Origin of the sequence: Kutzneria sp. 744 (assembly GCF_000568255.1) — a bacterium.
Taxonomy (GTDB): Bacteria; Actinomycetota; Actinomycetes; order Mycobacteriales; family Pseudonocardiaceae; genus Kutzneria.
Genome location: NZ_KK037166.1, coordinates 1268808 through 1287013, shown reverse-complemented (window position 1 = coordinate 1287013; position 18206 = coordinate 1268808). Strand labels below are relative to the sequence as shown.

11 protein-coding genes and 2 pseudogenes are annotated in these 18206 nt (G+C 71.1%); 7 read left to right on the top strand and 6 right to left on the bottom strand.

Features of this window, described 5'->3' with window-relative positions; translation table 11 throughout:
• Window positions 1-14 precede the first annotated feature (14 nt).
• Both KUTG_RS05570 and KUTG_RS05565 read left to right on the top strand, forming a co-directional pair.
• Window positions 15-1193 carry a cytochrome P450 family protein gene (locus KUTG_RS05570; RefSeq protein WP_043715397.1) on the top strand — a complete coding sequence of 393 codons (1179 nt, stop codon included), beginning with the start codon at window positions 15-17 and terminating at the stop codon, window positions 1191-1193.
• Window positions 1190-1996 carry an SAM-dependent methyltransferase gene (locus KUTG_RS05565; protein WP_043715395.1) on the top strand — a complete coding sequence of 269 codons (807 nt, stop codon included), beginning with the start codon at window positions 1190-1192 and terminating at the stop codon, window positions 1994-1996. The genes KUTG_RS05570 and KUTG_RS05565 overlap by 4 nt, the downstream gene beginning before the upstream one ends.
• Here the strand turns inward: KUTG_RS05565 and KUTG_RS05560 are convergent.
• Window positions 1993-3492, bottom strand: a complete 1500-nt coding sequence (locus KUTG_RS05560) for an aminotransferase-like domain-containing protein (RefSeq protein WP_232240678.1) — start codon at window positions 3490-3492, stop codon at window positions 1993-1995. The genes KUTG_RS05565 and KUTG_RS05560 overlap by 4 nt on opposite strands.
• Here KUTG_RS05560 and KUTG_RS05555 point away from each other — a divergent pair.
• Entirely contained in the window at window positions 3491-4477 is a 987-nt protein-coding gene (locus tag KUTG_RS05555; RefSeq protein WP_043715393.1) for a PLP-dependent cysteine synthase family protein, read from the top strand. The genes KUTG_RS05560 and KUTG_RS05555 overlap by 2 nt on opposite strands.
• Window positions 4478-4681: 204 nt before the next feature.
• Window positions 4682-5383 (top strand): GNAT family N-acetyltransferase, encoded by a 702-nt coding sequence (locus KUTG_RS05550; RefSeq protein ID WP_043715391.1) that lies wholly within the window; start codon window positions 4682-4684, stop codon window positions 5381-5383.
• 65 nt (window positions 5384-5448) lie between these two features.
• Here KUTG_RS05550 and KUTG_RS05545 read toward each other — a convergent pair whose 3' ends face one another.
• Complete coding sequence (locus KUTG_RS05545; protein WP_043715389.1) at window positions 5449-5952, bottom strand: MarR family winged helix-turn-helix transcriptional regulator; 504 nt, start codon at window positions 5950-5952, stop codon at window positions 5449-5451.
• 41 nt (window positions 5953-5993) lie between these two features.
• Between KUTG_RS05545 and KUTG_RS05540 the strand changes: the two genes are divergently transcribed.
• The 3 genes and pseudogenes from KUTG_RS05540 to KUTG_RS65975 all read left to right on the top strand — a co-directional run.
• The gene (locus tag KUTG_RS05540; RefSeq protein WP_084578933.1) at window positions 5994-6884 is read left to right on the top strand and encodes a DMT family transporter; all 891 of its coding nucleotides are present in this window, start codon (window positions 5994-5996) and stop codon (window positions 6882-6884) included.
• A gap of 11 nt (window positions 6885-6895) precedes the next feature.
• Window positions 6896-9754 carry a LamG-like jellyroll fold domain-containing protein gene (locus KUTG_RS52970; RefSeq protein WP_198047031.1) on the top strand — a complete coding sequence of 953 codons (2859 nt, stop codon included), beginning with the start codon at window positions 6896-6898 and terminating at the stop codon, window positions 9752-9754.
• Window positions 9639-9920: pseudogene (locus KUTG_RS65975) on the top strand (LamG-like jellyroll fold domain-containing protein); the annotation flags it as partial. The gene KUTG_RS52970 and the pseudogene KUTG_RS65975, both read left to right, overlap by 116 nt.
• On the opposite strand, the gene KUTG_RS56000 reads toward KUTG_RS65975, so the two are convergent.
• From KUTG_RS56000 to KUTG_RS65655, 4 genes and pseudogenes are all read right to left on the bottom strand, one after another.
• Window positions 9921-11315 carry an AfsR/SARP family transcriptional regulator gene (locus tag KUTG_RS56000; RefSeq protein WP_084578931.1) on the bottom strand — a complete coding sequence of 465 codons (1395 nt, stop codon included), beginning with the start codon at window positions 11313-11315 and terminating at the stop codon, window positions 9921-9923. It abuts the pseudogene before it with no gap.
• A gap of 69 nt (window positions 11316-11384) precedes the next feature.
• Window positions 11385-13628 carry a PLL family lectin gene (locus tag KUTG_RS05525; protein ID WP_157494347.1) on the bottom strand — a complete coding sequence of 748 codons (2244 nt, stop codon included), beginning with the start codon at window positions 13626-13628 and terminating at the stop codon, window positions 11385-11387.
• A 22-nt stretch (window positions 13629-13650) separates the two neighbouring features.
• Window positions 13651-15336 (bottom strand): RHS repeat-associated core domain-containing protein, encoded by a 1686-nt coding sequence (locus KUTG_RS52965; protein ID WP_052394042.1) that lies wholly within the window; start codon window positions 15334-15336, stop codon window positions 13651-13653.
• Window positions 15337-15376: 40 nt separating this feature from the next.
• A pseudogene (locus KUTG_RS65655) lies at window positions 15377-18206 on the bottom strand (hypothetical protein); the annotation flags it as partial.

Genomic DNA, 18206 nt, shown 5'->3' with positions numbered 1-18206 from the left:
GTTAGGAAGGAGAAGTGTTCGATCCAGCCTTCGTGCGCGACCCGCACCCGACCTATGCTCGGCTGCGGGAGACCGCCCCGGTGTGCGCCACCGTCACCCCCAACGGCATGCGGGTGTGGCTGGTGACCCGGTACACCGACGTCCGGGCGGGGCTGGCCGACCCCCGGCTGAGCAAGGACGTCGTGACGGCCAGGGACATCCTCGGCGACGGCGGCGACGAGGGCAAGGCCCTGTTGGCGCTGCCGCCGTCCATCGCCGTCAACCTGCTCAGCATGGACGCCCCCGAGCACGCCCGGCTGCGCAAGATCGCCACCGCGGCCTTCACCGCTCGACGGGTACGTCACCTTCGGCCCCGCGTCGCGGAGATCGTCGACTCGCTGCTGACCGCGGTCGCCGGCCGTGACCGAATCGATCTCGTCACGGAAATCGCACGGCCGCTACCGATTCTGTTGATGTGCGAGCTGCTCCGGCTGCCGGTGGCCGACGCGGACCGGCTGCGCGGCTGGACCGAGACGCTGGTGTCGATGTCGACCCGGTCGGTCGCGGAGTACGGCGCCGCCGGGCACGCCCTGCACGACTACCTGACCGGGGTGATCGCCGATCGGCGGGTGTCGCGCGGGGACGATCTGGTCAGCGATCTTCTCGACGAGGATCTGTCCGAGCTGGACCTGGTCTCCCTGCTGGCGGTGATGGTCATCGGCGGCTTCGAGACCACCGCCAACCTCATCGGCACGGCCCTGCTGGCCCTGTTCGACCACCCCGGGCAGCTGGCGTCGCTGCGGGAGAATCCCTCGTTGCTGCCCAACGCCGTCGAGGAGCTGATCCGGTTCGACGGGCCGGTGCACATGGGAACCTTCCGCTACACCAGGGAAGACGTGGACTTCGGCGTGACGACCGTGCCGGCCGGGGAGGTCGTGATGCTGTCGCTGCTGTCGGCCAACCGGGACGAGCGGCAGTTCGCCGACGCCGACCGGCTCGACCTGAGCCGGGTCGCCGGCAGCCACCTCGGCTTCGGGCATGGGGCGCACTACTGCCTCGGCGCCGCGCTGGCCCGGGTCGAGTGCGAGGAGATGTTGGGCGCTTTGATCAGCCGCTTCCCGTCGATGAGGCTGGCCGTGCCGCCGGACGAGATCCCTTGGCAGTTCACACTTCTGACCCGTGGTGTCGACCGGCTGCCGGTGGTGCTGTCATGACCTCGCCGAAGCAGGTGTCCGACTTCTACGACGTGTACACGCACGTGCTCCTGAGTTCCTGGGACGTCAACTTCCATTACGGCTACTGGCTTTCCGACGACGAGCCGGTGGCCGTGGCCGTGCGGCGGATGACCGACGTGCTGATCGACCTGCTCGCCCTGCGACCCGGGGAACGGATGCTCGACGTCGGCTGCGGCATCGGCGAGCCGGCCCTCCGGCTGGCGTCCCAGGTCGACGCCGACATCACCGGCGTGTCGATCAACCTCGGCCAGGTGCTGGAGGCCAACCGCCGCGCCGACGCCGCCAGTGTGAGCGCCCGGATCCGCTTCGAAGAGGCCGACGCGCTCGAATTACCCTACCGTGACGGCAACTTCGACGCCGTCTGGGCATTCGAGTCGCTGCTGCACATGGACCGGGATCGGGCGCTGCGCGAGATCCGCCGCGTGCTGCGTCCGGGCGGACGCCTCGTGATCGCCGACCTGCTCCAGCGCGCGCCGCTCAGCCCCGACCACCGCGAGGCCTTCGACGACGCCCTGACGAAGTTCGCCCTCAGCGCGCTGCCGACCGTGGACGACTACCGTGCGCTCATCGGCGAGGCCGGTCTCGTGCTGGACCAGGTGATCGACGTCAGCGAGCACACCCGCCCGACGATGCGCCACCTGGCCGCCGGCGTCCGCGCTCGCCGGACGGAACTCGTCGAGCGGCACGGAGAAGCGGCCCGCCAGTTGATCGACGTGCTGCTGCATCCCGTGGCCGACCTGCCCGAGTACGGCTACATCCTGGTCAGCGCGCACCGCCCTTAGCTCACGCCGGTCTGGCCGACGCCGAGCGCCAGACGGCTGATGCCCTCGTTGATCTCGTCCAGGCCGGCGGTGTCGGCGAAGCTGAGGCGGAGGTGCGGTTCGGGGGCCTCGGCGGCGAAGTACGGGCGGCCAGGGGAGACGGCGACGCCGGCGCGGAGGCAGGAGGCGACGACGGCGGCTTCGTCGGTGCCGTCGGAGAGGCGAAGCCACAGGTAGTAGCCGCCGAGCGGGGAGCGGACGGTGAGTGCATGGCGGTGCAGGGCGGTGAGCATGGCGTCGCGGCGGTCACGGAGGCTGGGGGCGAGGCCGCGGAGGTGGCGTTGCCACGAGGGCATGCCGACGAGGTCGAGGGTGGCCTCCTGGAGCGGCCGCGGCACGAAGAAGGTGTCGACGACCTGGATGGCGCGCAGTCGTTCCAACACCGGGCCGCGGGCGATCAGGGCGCCGACGCGAAGGTTGGGCGAGGTGGGCTTGGTCAGCGAGCTGATGTGCACGACCGTGCCGTACGGATCGTCGGCGACCAGCGGCGGGCGGGAGCGGTTTTTTCCCCCGATTAAAGGCGAGGTGGGCTTGGTCAGCGAGCTGATGTGCACGACCGTGCCGTACGGATCGTCGGCGACCAGCGGCGGCGGGAGCGGGAGGCCGTGCCCGAGCCGGCGCGCGTAGTCGTCCTCGACGACGAAAGCGCCGGCGGCGTGGGCGATCTCCACCAGCCGGCCACGACGGTCGGCGGCCAGGACGGCGCCGGTGAGGTTGTTGAACAGCGGCTGGCAATAAAAGACGCTGCACCGGTGGCGGCGAAGCGTCTTCGAGCAGGTCGAGGCGCACGCCGTCCTGGTCCATCGGCACGGGGACGGGGCGTAGTCCGGCGGCCCGGGCGATGGAGAGCGCGCCGGGATAGTCGGCGACTCGACCAGCACGGGCGAGCCCGGCGGGGTGAGGGCGTGCAGGGCGGTGGCCAGCGCGGCCTGGCCGCCGGCGGTGATCAGGACCTGGGCCGGAGTGAGGCCGACCTCGCGGGCGAACCAGGCCCGCAGCGGCGTCAGGCCCTCCAACGGCGGCCGCTGCCAGGCCCCGGGGCGGCGCGCGGCGCGGGCGACGGCGGCCCCGAGAGCCTGCTCAGGTTGCAGCGAAGGGTGCAGGTAGCCGCCGTTGAAGGCGATCACGCCCGGCGGCGGCACGGCGAGGTTGGCGGTGATGCCGGTGGCGTCGGCGATGTGCGGCGCGGGTTCGCCGTTGAGGGCGATCTCCTGCCAGGAGGTGTCCACTGTGGTGGTTGGCCGGTCGGTTGTCGCACGGAAGGCGCCCGCGCCGGGACGGGTGACCACCAGGCCCTCGGTGACCAGCTCGGCCAGCGCCCGGGAGACCGTCACCGGGCTGACCCCGAAGCGTTCGACCAGTGCCCGGCTCGACGGCAGCTTTCCACCTTGTGGGTAGCGGTCGAGCTCATTTCGCAGGGTTTCGGCCAGCTGGGCCGAACTGCTACTCTCGGACATGAGAAAACAGAGTAGCGCTATCGCGCCGTCGACGGTAGCGGCTTCGGTCCTCGACACCGTCGGCAACACCCCCATGGTCCGCCTCGACCGGCTCACCGCCGACGTGGACGGCACGATCCTGGCCAAGCTGGAGTACTTCACTCCCGGGGCGTCCAAAAAGGACCGTGTCGCCCGGCGCATCATCGAGGACGCCGAACGTTCCGGCGTGCTGCGGCCCGGTCAGCCGGTCGTCGAGCTCACCAGTGGCAACACTGGGGCGGGTCTGGCGATCGCCTGCGCCGTCACAGGTCATCCCTTTGTCGCCGTGCTGTCGCGGGGTAGTTCCGCGGAGCGGGCACGGATGATCGCTGCGTTGGGGGCCGAGGTCGTCCTCGTCGATCAGCTCCCCGATTCCGTTCCCGGCCGCGTGTCCGGGGCTGATCTTGAGCTGGTCGAGTTGGAGGCGCAGCGGATCACCGAGGAGCGAGGTGCGTTCCGGTCGCACCAGTTCGAGAACCACAGCAACGTGGAGGCCCACTACGCCGGCACGGGATCGGAAATCTGGTTCCAGACCGGCGGTTCCCTGGACGCGTTCGTCGATTTCGTCGGCACGGGTGGGTGTCTGGCCGGCGTGACGCGGTTCCTCCGGGAGCGCGATCCGTCGATCCGTTGCTACGCCGTCGAACCCGCCGGCGCCGCCGCGCTGGCCGGCCGGCCGGTGTCGGAGCCCAACCACCCGATCCAGGGCGGCGGCTTCGCCCGTGCCGACCTCACGCACCTCCGAGGTCTGCGCCTGGACGGCCATCTCCAGGTCAGCGGCGACGATGCCCGCGCGACCTCGCGTCTCCTGGCCACGCGCGAGGGCATCTTCGCCGGCTTCTCCGCCGGGGCCAACGTCGCCGCCGCGCTCCAGCTGTTGCGGACCGACCTGCCCGGGGCGACGATCGCCGTTGTCGTCCCGGATTCGGGGCTGAAGTACCTGTCGACCGACCTGTGGCCTGGCTGACCTGGAGGACCACCACGCCCGCCATCGTCACCGTCGACGATCCTCGCCACCAGGTTGTTGGCCCTGGCCACGCCGCTGACCGTGTTGGAGCCGGCCGAACTGCGTGCGGTCATGCGTGAACGACTCCGGACACTGTTGGCTGGATTGGAGTCCACTTAGTGGACGCCCCGGCGGGATCGAGGCCGTCTCGGCGATGATCGGGGCATGACCGTCTCGTTCTCGGCGCTCGACAACCCGGTCTGGAGCTCGCTGAGCGGGCCGCACGCGCGGTTCGCGGAGCGGCACGGGCAGGTGCTGCGCTACCAGACCGATGTGGCGCCGTTCCTGGCGCTGCCGGACCGGCCGGACGAGGCCGCGTGGCGAGACCTGGCGGCCTTCGCCGGGCCCGGGGCCGAAGTGACGGTCACGGCCGGCGAGGTGACGCCGCCGGAGGGCTGGGAGATCGTCGAGGAGTTTCCGGCCGTGCAGCTCGTCGACGACGGCGTCGAGGGGGTCGAGGACCCAGAGGCGATCGCGCTCGGGCCGGCCGATGTGCCGGACATGCTCGATCTCGTGGAGCGCACGAAGCCGGGACCGTTCCTGCCGCGCACCATCGAACTGGGCACCTACCTGGGCATCCGCCGCGGCGGGGCGCTGGTGGCGATGGCCGGCGAGCGCCTGCACCCGCCGGGCTTCACCGAGGTCAGCGCGGTCTGCACCGACCCCGATCATCGCGGTCAAGGCCTGGCCGCACGGCTGGTCCTGGCCGTCGTCGCGGGCATCAAGGCCCGCGGCGAGATCCCGTTCCTGCACGCCACCCAGACCAACACGGGCGCGATCCGCCTGTACGAGTCGCTGGGCTTTCGGGTGCACCGGCGGCCGGTATTCGTGGTGGCCCGCGTGGCCTCGCTGGAGCAGGTCGGCTAGCGGGGATGTCAGGAAGGGGCCCTTCCTGACGTTCAACGCGAGGATCGGTCCCTTGATCTTGGGAGTCAGCGCGGCGGTTCGAGGCGGGCCAGCCACACGGTGAGGAGCTCCTCCAGCTTGGCCGCCTCGGCGGGGGAGAGGTCCTCCAGCAGGCGGCGTTCGTTGCGCATGTGCGCGGCGAAGGCCTCGTCGATGAGGGCGCGGCCGGCAGGCGTGAGGGCGACGACCCGCCCGCGGCCGTCGGCGGTGCTGGGACGGCGGGTGACGAGGCCGGCGGCTTCGAGCCGGTCGAGGCGCTTGGTCATGGCGCCGGTGGTGACCATGGTGAACGCCGCGAGCTCGCCGGGGGCCCGTTCGAACGGGGAGCCGGCGCGGCGCAGGGCCGCGAGCACGTCGAACTCGCCCTCGGACAGCCCGAAGCGTTGGTAGAGGGCCGTGAGCTGATCGGTGAGCAGGGCCCCGACGCGATGCAGGCGGCCGATGACGCCCTGGGGTGACACGTCGAGATCCGGCCGTTCGCGGCGCCATTCGGCCTGGATGCGGGCTACGTGGTCCCTGGGCTCGCTCACACCGCCACAATAGCTTCCCGGGAAGGTATAAAGTAGCTTCCATGGAAGCTACCGTGAAGTGGAGCCTGGTGACGGCGATCGCGCCGGTGGCCTGGGGGACGAACTACCTCGTCACGCACGAGCAGCTGCCGGCCGGATATCCGCTCTACGGGGCGGTGTTGCGGGCGCTGCCGGCGGGCCTGATCCTGCTCGCGGCCTGCCGAAAGCTGCCGAAGGGCCGGTGGTGGTGGAAGTCGCTGGTGCTGGGCGTGCTGAACACGAGCGTGTTCTTCACGCTGATCTACGTGGCGGCGCAGGCCCTGCCGACCAGCCTGGCGTCGATGATCATGGCGACGTCGCCGGTGGTGCTGATGCTGCTGGCCTGGCTGATCAACGCGGAGCGGCCGGCGTCGGTGGCGCTGGTCGGCGCGGTGATCGGGATCGGCGGGGCCTGCCTGATGCTGCTCACGTCGGCGGCCCGGGTCGATCTGTTGGGAGTCATGGCCTCCGTGGCGGCGATGACGCTGTCGTCGGTCGGCTACATCCTGGCCCGGCGGTGGGCGGGCGAGGTGGACGTGCTGGCGTCGACCGCATGGCAGCTGACCTGGGGCGGAGTGCTGCTGCTCCCGGCGGCCGTGCTGGTCGAGGGCGCGCCGCCGGCGCTCGGCGTGAACACGATCTTCGGCTTCGGGTACGTCACCGTGGTGGCGACGGCGATCGCCTTCGCGGCTTGGTTCGCCGGGCTGAAGCACCTGCCGGCGGGCACGGTTGGGTTGATCGGGCTGCTCAACCCGGTCACCGGCGTGCTGCTGGGCACGCTGGTCGCCGGGGACGGCCTGACCGGGCGGCAGGTGGCGGGCATCGCGCTCGTGCTGGTCGGTCTGCTACTGGGCCAGCCGCTGGTGAACCGGATTCATAGCGGGCGCAAGGCGGTTTCGAACCGGGCCGGGTGAGGATGGCCGGCATGGTGCGAGGTCTGGTGATCGCGCTGGCGCTGCTGCTGGCGATCACGCCGGAGGCGGCGGCGAGCGGCGTGAGCGTGTCCCAGTCGGCGGCGGCCGGCACGGAGCAGGTGCTGTTCAAGGCGGGCACGGCCGGCTACGGCTGCTTCCGGATCCCGGCGCTGGTCCGGACCGCACAGGGCAGCCTGCTGGCGTTCGCGGAGGGCCGGAAGTCGCCGTCCTGCGCGGACCGGGGCGACATCGACATCGTGCTGCGGCGCTCCACCGACGACGGCCGCACCTGGGGTCCGATCCGGGTCGTGCTGGCGGGCAAGGAGAATGACCCGTTCGCGGCGTTCACGCGGGGAAACCCGTCGCCGGTGGTGGACGAGACCACCGGCCGGGTGCTGTTGGTGTCGACGTCGAACGAGGCGAGCGCGTCGGGCCAGCGGTTGCCGTGGGTCCAGCACAGCGACGACGACGGGCTGACGTGGTCCGCGGCGACGCAGCTGCCGTCGACCTTCGACGGGACGAACAACGGCTGGTTCGCGACCGGCCCCGGCCACGGGATCCAGCTGCGGAGCGGGCGGATTGTCGTTGGCGCGCACCAGAAGCCCCAGGGTGGTGTGGTGAACGCCGGGGTGCTGTACAGCGATGACCACGGCGACACGTGGCAGGCCAGCGTGACGCCGAACTCCTTTATGGACGGAGCGATCAGCCCGGGCGAGATCGAGGTCGCGGAGCTGACCGACGGGCGGCTGTATGCCGCCGGGCGCAACGAGATCACGACGGGTGATCACCGCGTGGCGGCGGTGAGCGCGGACGGCGGCACGACCTTCCCGACCTTCTCCGTGGTGCCGTCGCTGGTCACGCCGAACGTTCAGGGCTCCGTTCTCGCGCTGCGCCAGACGTACAAGGGCACTCCCGGCGACACGCTGATCTTCTCCGGGCCGTCCGACCCGACCGACCGCACCCACCTCCAGATCCGCTACTCCACCAACAACGGCGCCAGCTGGGCGACACCCGCGCGCGGCCTGGTCACCAACGACCGCTCCGGTTACTCGGACCTCGCCGAGCTGGTCGACGGCGAGATCGGCGTGCTGTACGAAGGCGGCACTTCGTTCTCGGCCGACGAGATCCGGTTCAACCGGTTCACACCGTCGGAGATCGGGCTGCCCGGCACTTTCGTCGGCGACCCGTCGACGCAGCCCTCGCCGGCCGCCGGCCCGACGACCCCGGATTCGTCGCCCGAGGCCAACGACGCCTACCTGGGCGGCAACGCGACCGTCGACAACGGCCTGGTCCTGGACGGTGCCGGCGACTACGCGGACATTCCGCACAGCCGCACGGTCGACCCCGGCGCCGGCGACTTCGCCTATGACCTGACGTTCCGCTACACCGCGACCGCCACGAGTGCCGACCAGGCCCTGCTGTGGGCCTACGGGGTCGGCTCCGGCGAGCCGCAGGTCTGGCTCCGAGCCCAGCCGGGGCAGGACCAGCTGTACGCATGGGTTCAGGGCGCCACGGGCGCTCAGGTGGCGCTCAAGGACCCGTCGTCGGCGGTCGCGTTCGGCAACAACGTCGTGCACCACCTGACGCTGGCCAGGAACGGCGGCCAGATCAAGCTCACCGTGGACGGTGTTTCGGCTGCTGCGAGCGGCGTGACGGGTTCGGTCAGCGCTGGCACCTCGGGCATTCGCCTCGGCGCGAAGCAGGACACCGGGGCGAGCGATCCGTTCCACGGCACCATTGGCGACTTCCACTTCCACCGTGGCGCAACGGAAACCGCTCACCTGGCCTTCCAGATGATCGACGACGCGACGTCGCCGACCCGCACCTCTGTTGCCCTGTCGGATGACCTGTCGGCCCACTGCGCGGACGCAACCCTGCTTGGTGGCCTCGGATCCCTCATCGCCGGCCGGGCCGCCGGCACGACGGCGTTGCAGGTGAGCGCGGCGCATCCCGGTGCGGAAACCCCGTTCGTGCCCGGGCTCGACGTGGGCAGCGGCGACTTCACCATCACCGCCTGGTTCAAGTACTCCGCCACCCCCAGCAGCGCCAACCAGGCCCTGATCTGGGCCTACGGGGCGACAGCCGTCGAGCAGTCGGTGTGGGTGCGGGCCCAGCCGTCGCAGGACCGACTGTACGCGTGGGTTCAGACCGACACCGGCTCCGTCAGCGTCGCCCTGCCCGACACCACCGGCGCGACCGCGTTCGGCGACAACACCTGGCACGCGTTGGCCGTCACCCGAACCGGCGGCCAGGTCCGGCTCAGCATTGGCGCCCAGTCCGCCTCGGCGGCCGGGTTGACCGGGTCGGTCACCGCGACCAAGGCGGACTTGCTCGGTCTCCGCGCCGGCTCCAAGCCCGACGGCACCGACGTGTTCACCGGCGCGATCGACGAGACCCGGTTCTACCCGCGTGCCCTCACCGCCGCCGAGGCCGCCGGCGCGTACCCGGCTGAGCTGCCCGCCCTGTGGTGGTCGTTCGAGAGCCAGAACACCCAGAAGCACGACGTCGTCCGGCTGACCGACGGACCGTCCACACCGGACTATTCCAGCCCATTGCGGCGGCGCCTACGTTCGTGGCGGGGCCCACGCTCGGGGCCGGCAAGGGCCGGCAGCGCCCTGACCTTCGACGGCGTCGACGACACCGTGCAGATCCCGTACTCGGCCGCCACGAACCTCGGCGCCGAGGACTTCACCCATCACCACCTGGCTCAAGTACACCGGCACAGCCGACCAGGTCGTGCTGTGGGCCGGCGGCATCGGCGCCACACAACGGGGCCTGTGGCTTCGGGCGCAGCCCAGCCAGGGCCGGCTCCTTGCGTACGTCCAGACCGACGCCGGCGTCTTCTCCGTGACGGCCCCGTCCACTGGTGACAACGCCTGGCACCACATCGCCCTGCGCCGCTCCGCCGGCACCTTCTCGCTCCTCGTCGACGGCACCGGCTCAGACGCCACCAACGTCGCTGGTTCGATCACGTACGGCGATGCCTTCACCGCCACCGGTTTGCAGCTCGGCGCTCGGCCGGACGGCACCGGTTGGCTACACGGTTCCCTCGACGAGTTCCGGATCTTCCGCCAGGCCCTGTCGACGGCGGAGCTGACCTCGGTGCGGCAGAACAACACCGATCTGGGCGACGTGACCGCGCTCCGGCTGCCGTTCGACACCCTCTCGGCCACCCCACACGCCCGCATGTAACCGCATCACCCTGGCGCCGTCTCGGGCCGCCAGCCCGGTCAACCTCCTTCTACTGGTCACCAGCACCAGTGCCGACCTCCCCGGCAGCAGCGGCCGCACCTGATCCGCGTCGGCGGCGTTGTCCAGCAGCACCAGCACTTTCCGCTCCGCCAGCGCCGACCGATACAGCGCCGCCCGTTCCTCGGTGCGGTCGGGGACGCGGTCGACACCCAGCGCGTGCAACAGTCCCTTGAGCGCCGTGTCCGGATCGGCGTGGGAAAGGTCGACATAGAGCTGGCCGTCGGGAAACTCGGCCCGGACCTCCTGGGCCCAGCGGACCGCCAGGGCAGTCTTGCCCACTCCCGGCGGCCCGGCGAGCACCCGGATCCGCACGGAATCCCCGGCCCAGTCGGCGAGGTCGGCATCGAGCCGACGCAGTTCGTCGACACGGCCCGCGAACCCTTCGGGGGAGTGGGGAAGTTGGGCGGGGGTGGGGATGAGGGGAGGGGTGGGCCGGTGGGCGGGGCTTCGGGAGGGTTGGGGAAGTTGTGCGGGGGTTGGCCGGCCGGCGGCGGTGTCGGGTTGGGGCCGCTGGGTGCGGCCGGTGATGAGGTGCTGGTGGAGGTCCTGGAGACGGGTGTCCGGCTCGATGCCGAGTTCGGCGATCAAGCGCCGGCGGGTGGTGGTGTAGGCGGCCAGGGCTTCGGCGGTCCGGCCGGCGGCGTGCAGGGCGAGCATGAGCTGCTCGGCGAAGCGCTCCCGGTGGGGGTGCTCGGCGACGAGGCGGCGGAGCTCGGCGATGAGGGTGGCGGAAGGGGCCCGCTGTAGCTCGGTGTCGAAGAAGGCCTCGAACGCGGCCAGGCGGCGGTCGTCCAGGCGGACACTGTCCACAAGGGAGTCGGTGCAGCCGGACAGGGCCGGACCCTGCCAGAGGTCGAGGGCATCGCGGAAACGACCGTGCGCCACCAGATCGGTGAAGACGTCGAGGTCCAGTTCGCCGGGGAGGACACGGATCAGGTACCCGGTGCCCGAGCGGAGAATGGTGGCCGGGCCGAGCAGCTTGCGCAGGCCGGAGACGCAGATCTGGAGCTGGCTGCGGACGGTGGCGGGCGGGGAGTCGCCCCAGACGAGTGACCACAGCCGGCGGTCCGGGACAACCTGGTTGGCGTGCAACAGAAGTGCGGCGAGGACGGAGCGGGGCTTGGCACCGCCGAGGGGCCCGTCGGAGGCGGTGACATGGCCCAGGAGGCGGTACCGCATGGGGAATCTCCCAACGAAAAAAAGAGGGCCGGCCCCCGGGGAGCGAGGGCCGGCCCGATGAGGGCGCGGTCAGGCGCCGGGCAGCTGGCGGTCGTAGAAGCGGACCGCGCCGTTGGTGTTGCGGAAGGTGATCATCCAGGACTGGCCGTTGGAGTTGACGTACGGCGCGACGCTGGGGTCGGTGGCCGACGGGTCGGTGGCGGCGATGGTCTTGGTCCAGTCGCCCCAGGTGTTGCTGCCGACGGAGGTCTCCCACACGTGGTAGATCTCGTTGTCTGCGCCCCGAACCACGACGGCCAGGCGGCCGAGGGCGGGGTCGAGGATGGCGGCGGGGGAGCCGGCGGCGGCGAAGGAGCCGACGGGGGAGAAGTCGGCGGGCCAGGAGCCGTCGGCGTTGGCGAGCTTGGTGACGACGGTGCCGTCGGCGGCCCGGACGAACACCTGGAGCAGGTAGCCGGGCCGGACGACGACGGCGGGCTGGCCGGAGAGGCCGTCGCCGCCGAGGTTGGACCACGCCGACTGGGTGCCGTCGTTGTAGTACTCGATGGAGCGCAGCGAACCGGCGCCGTTGAGGCCGAAGACCCGAAGGCCGTCACGGACGGGGACGACGGAGAGGCCGGACACGAGGTCCTGGTCGCCGAGGTCCTTCCAGAACGGCACGGTGCCGCTCTGGGCGTAGGACCACAACTTGCCGTCGGCGTCCACGGCGAAGTCGACTACGGTGCCGTCGCCGAGCTTGGCGGTCACGGGCGGAGAGGCCATGGAGCCGCCGAAATCGGCCCACGGCGACCACGTCTGCGCCCCGGCGGCGGTCTGCGCGTCGCCCCAGATGTCACCGCCGTCGGTGTACTGGGCGGCGACCTGGATCTTGCCGCTGGGCAGCTGGGTGAGCGACGGCTGGCCGGTGAAGGCCTCGTTGCCGGAGGTCACGGTCCACTGCACGGAACCGAAGTTGTCCACATCGGACTGATGGCCCTCGACGACACGCCCGGCATTGTCCACATAGGAGTACTCAAGGGTGCCGACGGTGGCCCCGGCGACCGGGGCGGCCTGCATGGCGGTCATCCGGGTGTTCTGGGCGACCGGCACGGACGCCTGCGGGTCGGAGTACCAGCCCTGGAGGTCGACGATCAGGTGGATGGTGTCGCTGCTGCCGTTGCGGATGCGGATCTTGCCGTCGGTGCCCGGCTTGAGCACCATCGCGTTGGCCCGCCAGCCGCCGGCGTTGAAGTCCATCACGCTGATGGACGGCTCGGCCTGGCCCACCGGCCACGCCTTGAGATAGCCGGCGTCGACGGGCGTGGCGATCAGGGCCAGCGCCGCGCCGGCCACGCCGCGCGTCGGCAGACCGTTGGTGCCGGCCACCTGCACGTCGATGGTGGCGCCGGCGGCCAGCGGCTGCCCGGTGCCGGCGGTGCGGGTGTTCAGCAGCCGGGTCAGGGCCGGCCGGTAGCCGGCGCCCTGCGTTGGGCTGGACGAGTAGTAGCCCTCCACGTTGACCACGAGGTTGATCGCGGCGGTTCCCTTGTTGGTGAACGTGACCTGGCCGTTGGCCGGCAGCGACAGCACGACCCCGGACTGGGTGGAACCCTTCTCGTAGTTGAGGATGGGCCGCGCGGTGCCGCCGGCCGGCGTGGCCGTGAGCCAGCCTTCGACGCTCGCGCCGGGCACGGTCAGGTTGACCAGCGCGGCCGCGGAGCCGGCCGGGACCAGGCTGCCGGTGATCGTGACGGTGCGGCTGGCGCCGGCGGCGATGGTGCCGGTCGTGGTGCCGAGCCCGCTGCGCGTGTCGATCAGCCGGGTGTGGGTGAGCGGCACGAAGCCGCCGCCGGTGCCGCCCTGCTCCGCCTTGAAGTAGCCCTCGACCTCGACCACGGCGTCGGTCTTGCCGGCATTGTTGTAGAGGTCCAGCTTGCCGTTCGCGCCGACCTTGACCACGGCGGTGGTGGAGATCTGCTCGTTGGTCATCGCGGTGATCATCGTGACGTTGGGCCGCGACGTGCCGTCCGGCCACAGCTCCGCGAAGGTCGCCGCGGTCGGGCCGAGCAGCCCGATGCGGACCAGCACCGCGCTGACGCCGGTGGCCGGCACCTGGCCGACCCCGAGCACCGGGAAGCTGACCGTCGCCCCCGCGCCGACCGGCGCGCTGACGCCGCCGGTGCCGTTGCGGGTGTCCAGCACGCCCGGGGTGGACGGCAGCGGCACGAAGTCGCCGCCACGGCCGGCGGCATCGGCGTTCGCCACTGGAGCCGTGGTCAGGGCGGCCAGTGCGAACACCGCGGCCGCGAGTGCCGCGATCATCTTTCTGTGCACATCATTCTCCTTGAACGAGCGGCTACTTCATGGCCCCGGTCGGAACCGGATGGCCGTCCTTGAACCCACGGCCGAGGCTGTGCCAGCCCGGCGAGTTCACGCCCCAGATCTGGTTGGGGATCTCCCGGTGCAGGTTGATCGGCTCGACGCCCTTGGGCGCGGTGCCGACCGCGTCCATCTCGTACGCGTACGGCACGGTGCGGTGGCCGTCGTACAGCGGCGTCACCGTGTAGTCGACGACCTCGTCCTTCGCCACCGCGTTCTTCACCTGGGTCTCGAACCAGTACATGTTCGGCTGGAAGCCGGGGTCCTGCGCGGCCTGGGGATTGGCGTTGGTGGCCCGGCTGCAGGTGGACAGGTTGCGTAGGTCCGTGCCGCTGCCGCCGAGCTGGGAGGCCAGCAGGTGACAGTTGTTGATCCACAACTTGGGCGGCAGGCTGCCCAGGTGCGCGCCGTAGCGCCCGGCCCAGTCGTAGCCCGGAGGCCTGATGGTCTGGGTGGTGCCGGATCCGGTGCCGAGGTCGTCGATGGTGACGCAGGCCTCGACGCCGGTGGCCCGGTTGCCGTTGGAGGCGTCCCGCGGCATGTAGTTCGGCTCGGGCAGCCGCTCGCGGCAGTCCTCGTCCCGCCGGGTGTCGGTCTTGGTTTTCGTCTGGGACGCAAGGGAGACGACGGCGACCACGGCGCCGGTGGCGTCGACCGCGGCCTGGTAGATCTTCTGCGCCTGGGCCTTGTTGTCGACGACGACGTTCTCGAGCGTGTCGACGACGGCCGCGGCGGCGGCCGGCGTGGACGAGACCAGCGTGGGCAGGTTCAACACCGCAGTGGTGGCCGCGGTGCCGACCGCGATCGCCGTGTGCTTGGCGGCGTTCTCGGCCGCGTCACGGGCGGCTTCCGTTATGCGCAAAGCCCTTTCGTACGCCGCGCGACGGGCGGCCTCGGCGGCGCGCTCGGCCCAGTCGATGGGGCTGCCGCCACCGCCGCCGGGGTTGTAGCCACCGCCGCCACCGCCCCCGTGGTGCGAACCGGAACCGCCAGGGGCGTAAGGGTAGTTGCCGCCTCCGCCGCACTGGCTGGTCCACGAGTGGGTGTCGCAGAACAGATCGTGCACGGACTCGTGGTACTGGCTGTGGAAGTAGACGTCGCAGTCCATGCCGTACAGGCCGGTGCAGGAGTCGTCGCCGAGCGGGGTCGGCTTCACGATGTTCCACAGCATGTGAAGTTCGAGGTCGACCAGGTCGCCCTCGGGACCGCCGTGGCCGACGAGCTTCTTGCCCCACTTCCAGGCCGAGCCCCAGCCGAAGTGGCCGGTGGGGTCGGTCGCGTTGACCGGGTCGGCGTTGGCGTACAGGTAGCGGTTGGCGTTGTTGGACGGCTGCGGGCTCAGCGACCAGCTGTCCCGGCTGGTGAAGGCGCCGCTGGCCGGGTCGTACCAGCGCGCGCCCATGTCGACCTGGCCCGTGCCGGGATCGGTCCAGTCGCCCTGGTAGCCGAGGTTGCCGGTGTCGCCGGTGTGCCCGGTGACCTGGCCGAACGGGCTGTAGGCGGTGCTGCCGGACAGCGCGCTCAAGGTGGTGTCGGACGGGGCGAACGAGCCGACCACGTCGTTGTGCTGGTCGCTCAGCGTCAGCTGGTCGGATCCGTTGGCGCGGACGGCGAGCAGGCCGCCGGCCGGGCCGCGGGCGTAGGTCTCGGCGCCGTCGGACACCGGGTCGTTGCCCTGTCCCGAATACGTGAACGAGGAGCCGTTACGGGTCCAGGCTGTCGTAGCTGTACGACTGCCCGGGGGCGGCGGTGAGCCGGTCGAAGGCGTCGTAACTGTACTGAGCGGTACCGTTCGAGGCGAGGGTGCCGCGCGCCGTGTACGCGTAACTCGTGCCGCCCGCGGTCAGCAGGCGGTTGCGCTCGTCGTAGGTGGCGGTGGCATTGCCGGCCTTGGTCCGGTTGCCGGCGGCGTCCCAGCCGTAGGACGTGGTGACGCCGTTGGTGGTGTCGCTGGTCAACCGCCCGGACTGGTCGTAGGTGTAGCCGGTGGTGACGCCGAGCTCGGTCTTGTCGGAGAGCTGGTCGTTCACGTCGTAGTGGTATGTGGTGCTGGCGACCGGCTGCGCCGCCGAGTTGGCCAGCACGTCGGAGGACACCCGGCCGAAGTCGTCGTAGCCGTAGGTGCGGGTGCGGCCGGCGCCGTAGCCGACGGTCTTGACCTGCCCGGCGCCGTCGTAGCCCAGCTGCTCCTTGGTGCCGGTCAGGCCGTCGGTGACGGAGTCGAGCCGCGCTTTGACGTAGCCGTAGGCGGTGGTGCCGGCGGCGTCGGTGCGAACGGTCTGGTTGCCGTCGCCGTCGTAGCCGAAGCTGGCCGTGCCGCCGGGTCCGTTGCTGCTCAGGAGTTCGTCGCGGTCGTTGTACGCGTAGGTGTCGCCGCCGGCGGCCACCACGTGCCCGGCCAGGTCGTAGCCGAGGTGGCGGGGTGTCGTCGCGGCCTCGGCGCCGCTGCCGGTCGCGTCGGTGACGCGGTTGGCGGCGTCGAAGGTCTGCTGCTGCACCACATTGCCGGGCGAGGTGGTCCGGACAGCGTTGCCGTTGGCGTCGTAGCCGGTGGTCCAGGTGCGGTCGGCCGCGTTGGGCTGGGCCGCGGTCGCCGGGTCGATGGTCGACTCCGGCAGGCCGAGGCTGTTGTACGTGGTGATGGTGGCATTGCCCCGGCCGTCGGTGAACCGGGTGGCGTTGCCGGCCGCGTCGTAGCCGAACGAGCTGGTGATGGTGGTCTTGGCGTCCACCGGCTCGACCTGGCTGACCAGCTGGCTGGCGGCGTCGTAGGAGTAGGTCGTGGTGGCCTGCAACGGATCCGTCACCGAGGTGACGTTGCCGACCAGGTCGTGGCCGTACTTGGTGGTGCGCAGCGTGGTGCCGTCGGCCTTGAGGCTGGCCACCGCGACGGTCTGGCCCAGCAGGTCGTAGCTGGTCTGCGTGGTGCGGCCGAGGCCGTCGGTGCTGCGGACCTGCCGGCCGGCGTAGTCGTAGCCGTACTGGGCGGGAATGCCCGACGGGTCGGTTGTGCTGGTCAGTTCACCGACTGTGTCGTAGCCGTTGAGGGTCGACGCCCCGGTCGGGGAGACGACGCGCACGAGGTTGCCCTGGTCGTCGTACCGCATCGACGTCGTGTACGCCGCCGAGGCGGGCCGACGCTCGACCGCCGTGCCGGAGACCTGGCGGTCCAGATCGTCGTACGTGGCCTCGGTCCGCGCGCCGGTGGCGTCCACCGTGGACAGGACCTTGCCGGTGCGGGAGTAGGTGTACGCGGTGACGGCCCGGACGTCGTTGGTCGCCGAGGGCGCGTCGACGGTCGCGGCCCGGTCGAGCTGGTCGTACGTGGTGCTGGTGACGTTGCCGCGCGGGTCGGTGATCGAGGTGACGTTGCCGTTGCCGTCGTAGGCGTACCTGGTGGCCGGCGTGATCACCTGGCTGGTGCCCGGGGCCTGGTAGGCGGGCGCGGTCTGGGTGGTCATCCGGCCGGCGTTGTCATACGCCGCACGGGAAACGTTGCCCAGCTCGTCGGCCAGCTCGACCTGGTCGTCGTACGTGTCGTAACCGGTCTTGCGGGCCGGGGCCAGCTGCACCGCCGGGCTGCCGCCGGACTCCACGGCCAGCGACGGCCCGCTGGAGCCGGTCTGCCGGCCCAGCTCGTCGTAGGCCATGGTGGTGGTGAATGCGGCCTTGGTCGCGCCGCTGACGTTGCCGCGCGGGTCGGTCACCGAGGTCTGTAGGCCGCGCCGGTCGTAGGTGTACGACGTGGTGCGGGGCGTGGCGCCGTCGGTGACGGCCTCGGTCAGCACGTCTCCGGCGTCGTCGTAGGTGTAGTCGACGGTCGACGGCGTGGCCGGCATGATCCACGGCACGTTGGACGCCTTGCCGGACACCTCGGTGTGGGTGACGTTCCCGTTGGCGTCGTAGCGGAAGGTCGTGGTGCGGTTCAACCCGCCGGGATCGACCACGGTGGACACCGGCCGGCCGTTGAGGTCCGGCGTGTGCTGGGTGACGGTCGCGCCGTTGTCGGTGACCTGCTTGATCAGGTTGCCGGCGGCGTCGTAGGAGTCGTCCTCCAGCACGTAGTCCTTTGTGGACCCGTCCGCGTTGTGGAATCCCTTCAGCACGACTTGGTGCTTCAGACCGTCGCCGTAGTACTGGTACTCGATGCGGCGGCCCATGGCGTCGGTGTCGCTGGCCAGCCGGCCGGCGAAGTCGTAGCTGTAGGCGTGCAGCACCAGGTAGTCGTTCGGGGTGGCCGGCGCGCCCGGCGGGTCGCTGTGCCAGTTGCGCAGCCGCACCTCGGCCAGGCTGTTGCGCGCGGTGTAGGCGTAGTCGTAGCGGTTGCCGTTCGGGTCGGTCTCGGAGGTGACGTTGCCGAACTGGTCGTAGCCGTAACCGGTCTCGTCGCCGACGGCGTCGGTGACCCGGATCGGGCGGTCGTGCTCGTCGTAGTCGGTGGTCATGGCCCGGCTCGGGTCGCCGCCGACGACGTCGGACACCTCGACGCGGGTGGGATCGCCGTCCACGTCATAGGTCGTGGTGGTGCGGCGC

Coding starts and splice junctions, on each gene's coding strand:
- KUTG_RS05565 (WP_043715395.1), top strand. CDS start 1,190: ATGACCTCGCCGAAGCAGGTGTCCGACTTCTACGACGTGTACACGCAC.
- KUTG_RS52970 (WP_198047031.1), top strand. CDS start 6,896: ATGGTGCGAGGTCTGGTGATCGCGCTGGCGCTGCTGCTGGCGATCACG.
- KUTG_RS05540 (WP_084578933.1), top strand. CDS start 5,994: ATGGAAGCTACCGTGAAGTGGAGCCTGGTGACGGCGATCGCGCCGGTG.
- KUTG_RS05550 (WP_043715391.1), top strand. CDS start 4,682: ATGACCGTCTCGTTCTCGGCGCTCGACAACCCGGTCTGGAGCTCGCTG.
- KUTG_RS05555 (WP_043715393.1), top strand. CDS start 3,491: ATGAGAAAACAGAGTAGCGCTATCGCGCCGTCGACGGTAGCGGCTTCG.
- KUTG_RS05560 (WP_232240678.1), bottom strand. CDS start 3,492: ATGTCCGAGAGTAGCAGTTCGGCCCAGCTGGCCGAAACCCTGCGAAAT.
- KUTG_RS56000 (WP_084578931.1), bottom strand. CDS start 11,315: ATGCGGTACCGCCTCCTGGGCCATGTCACCGCCTCCGACGGGCCCCTC.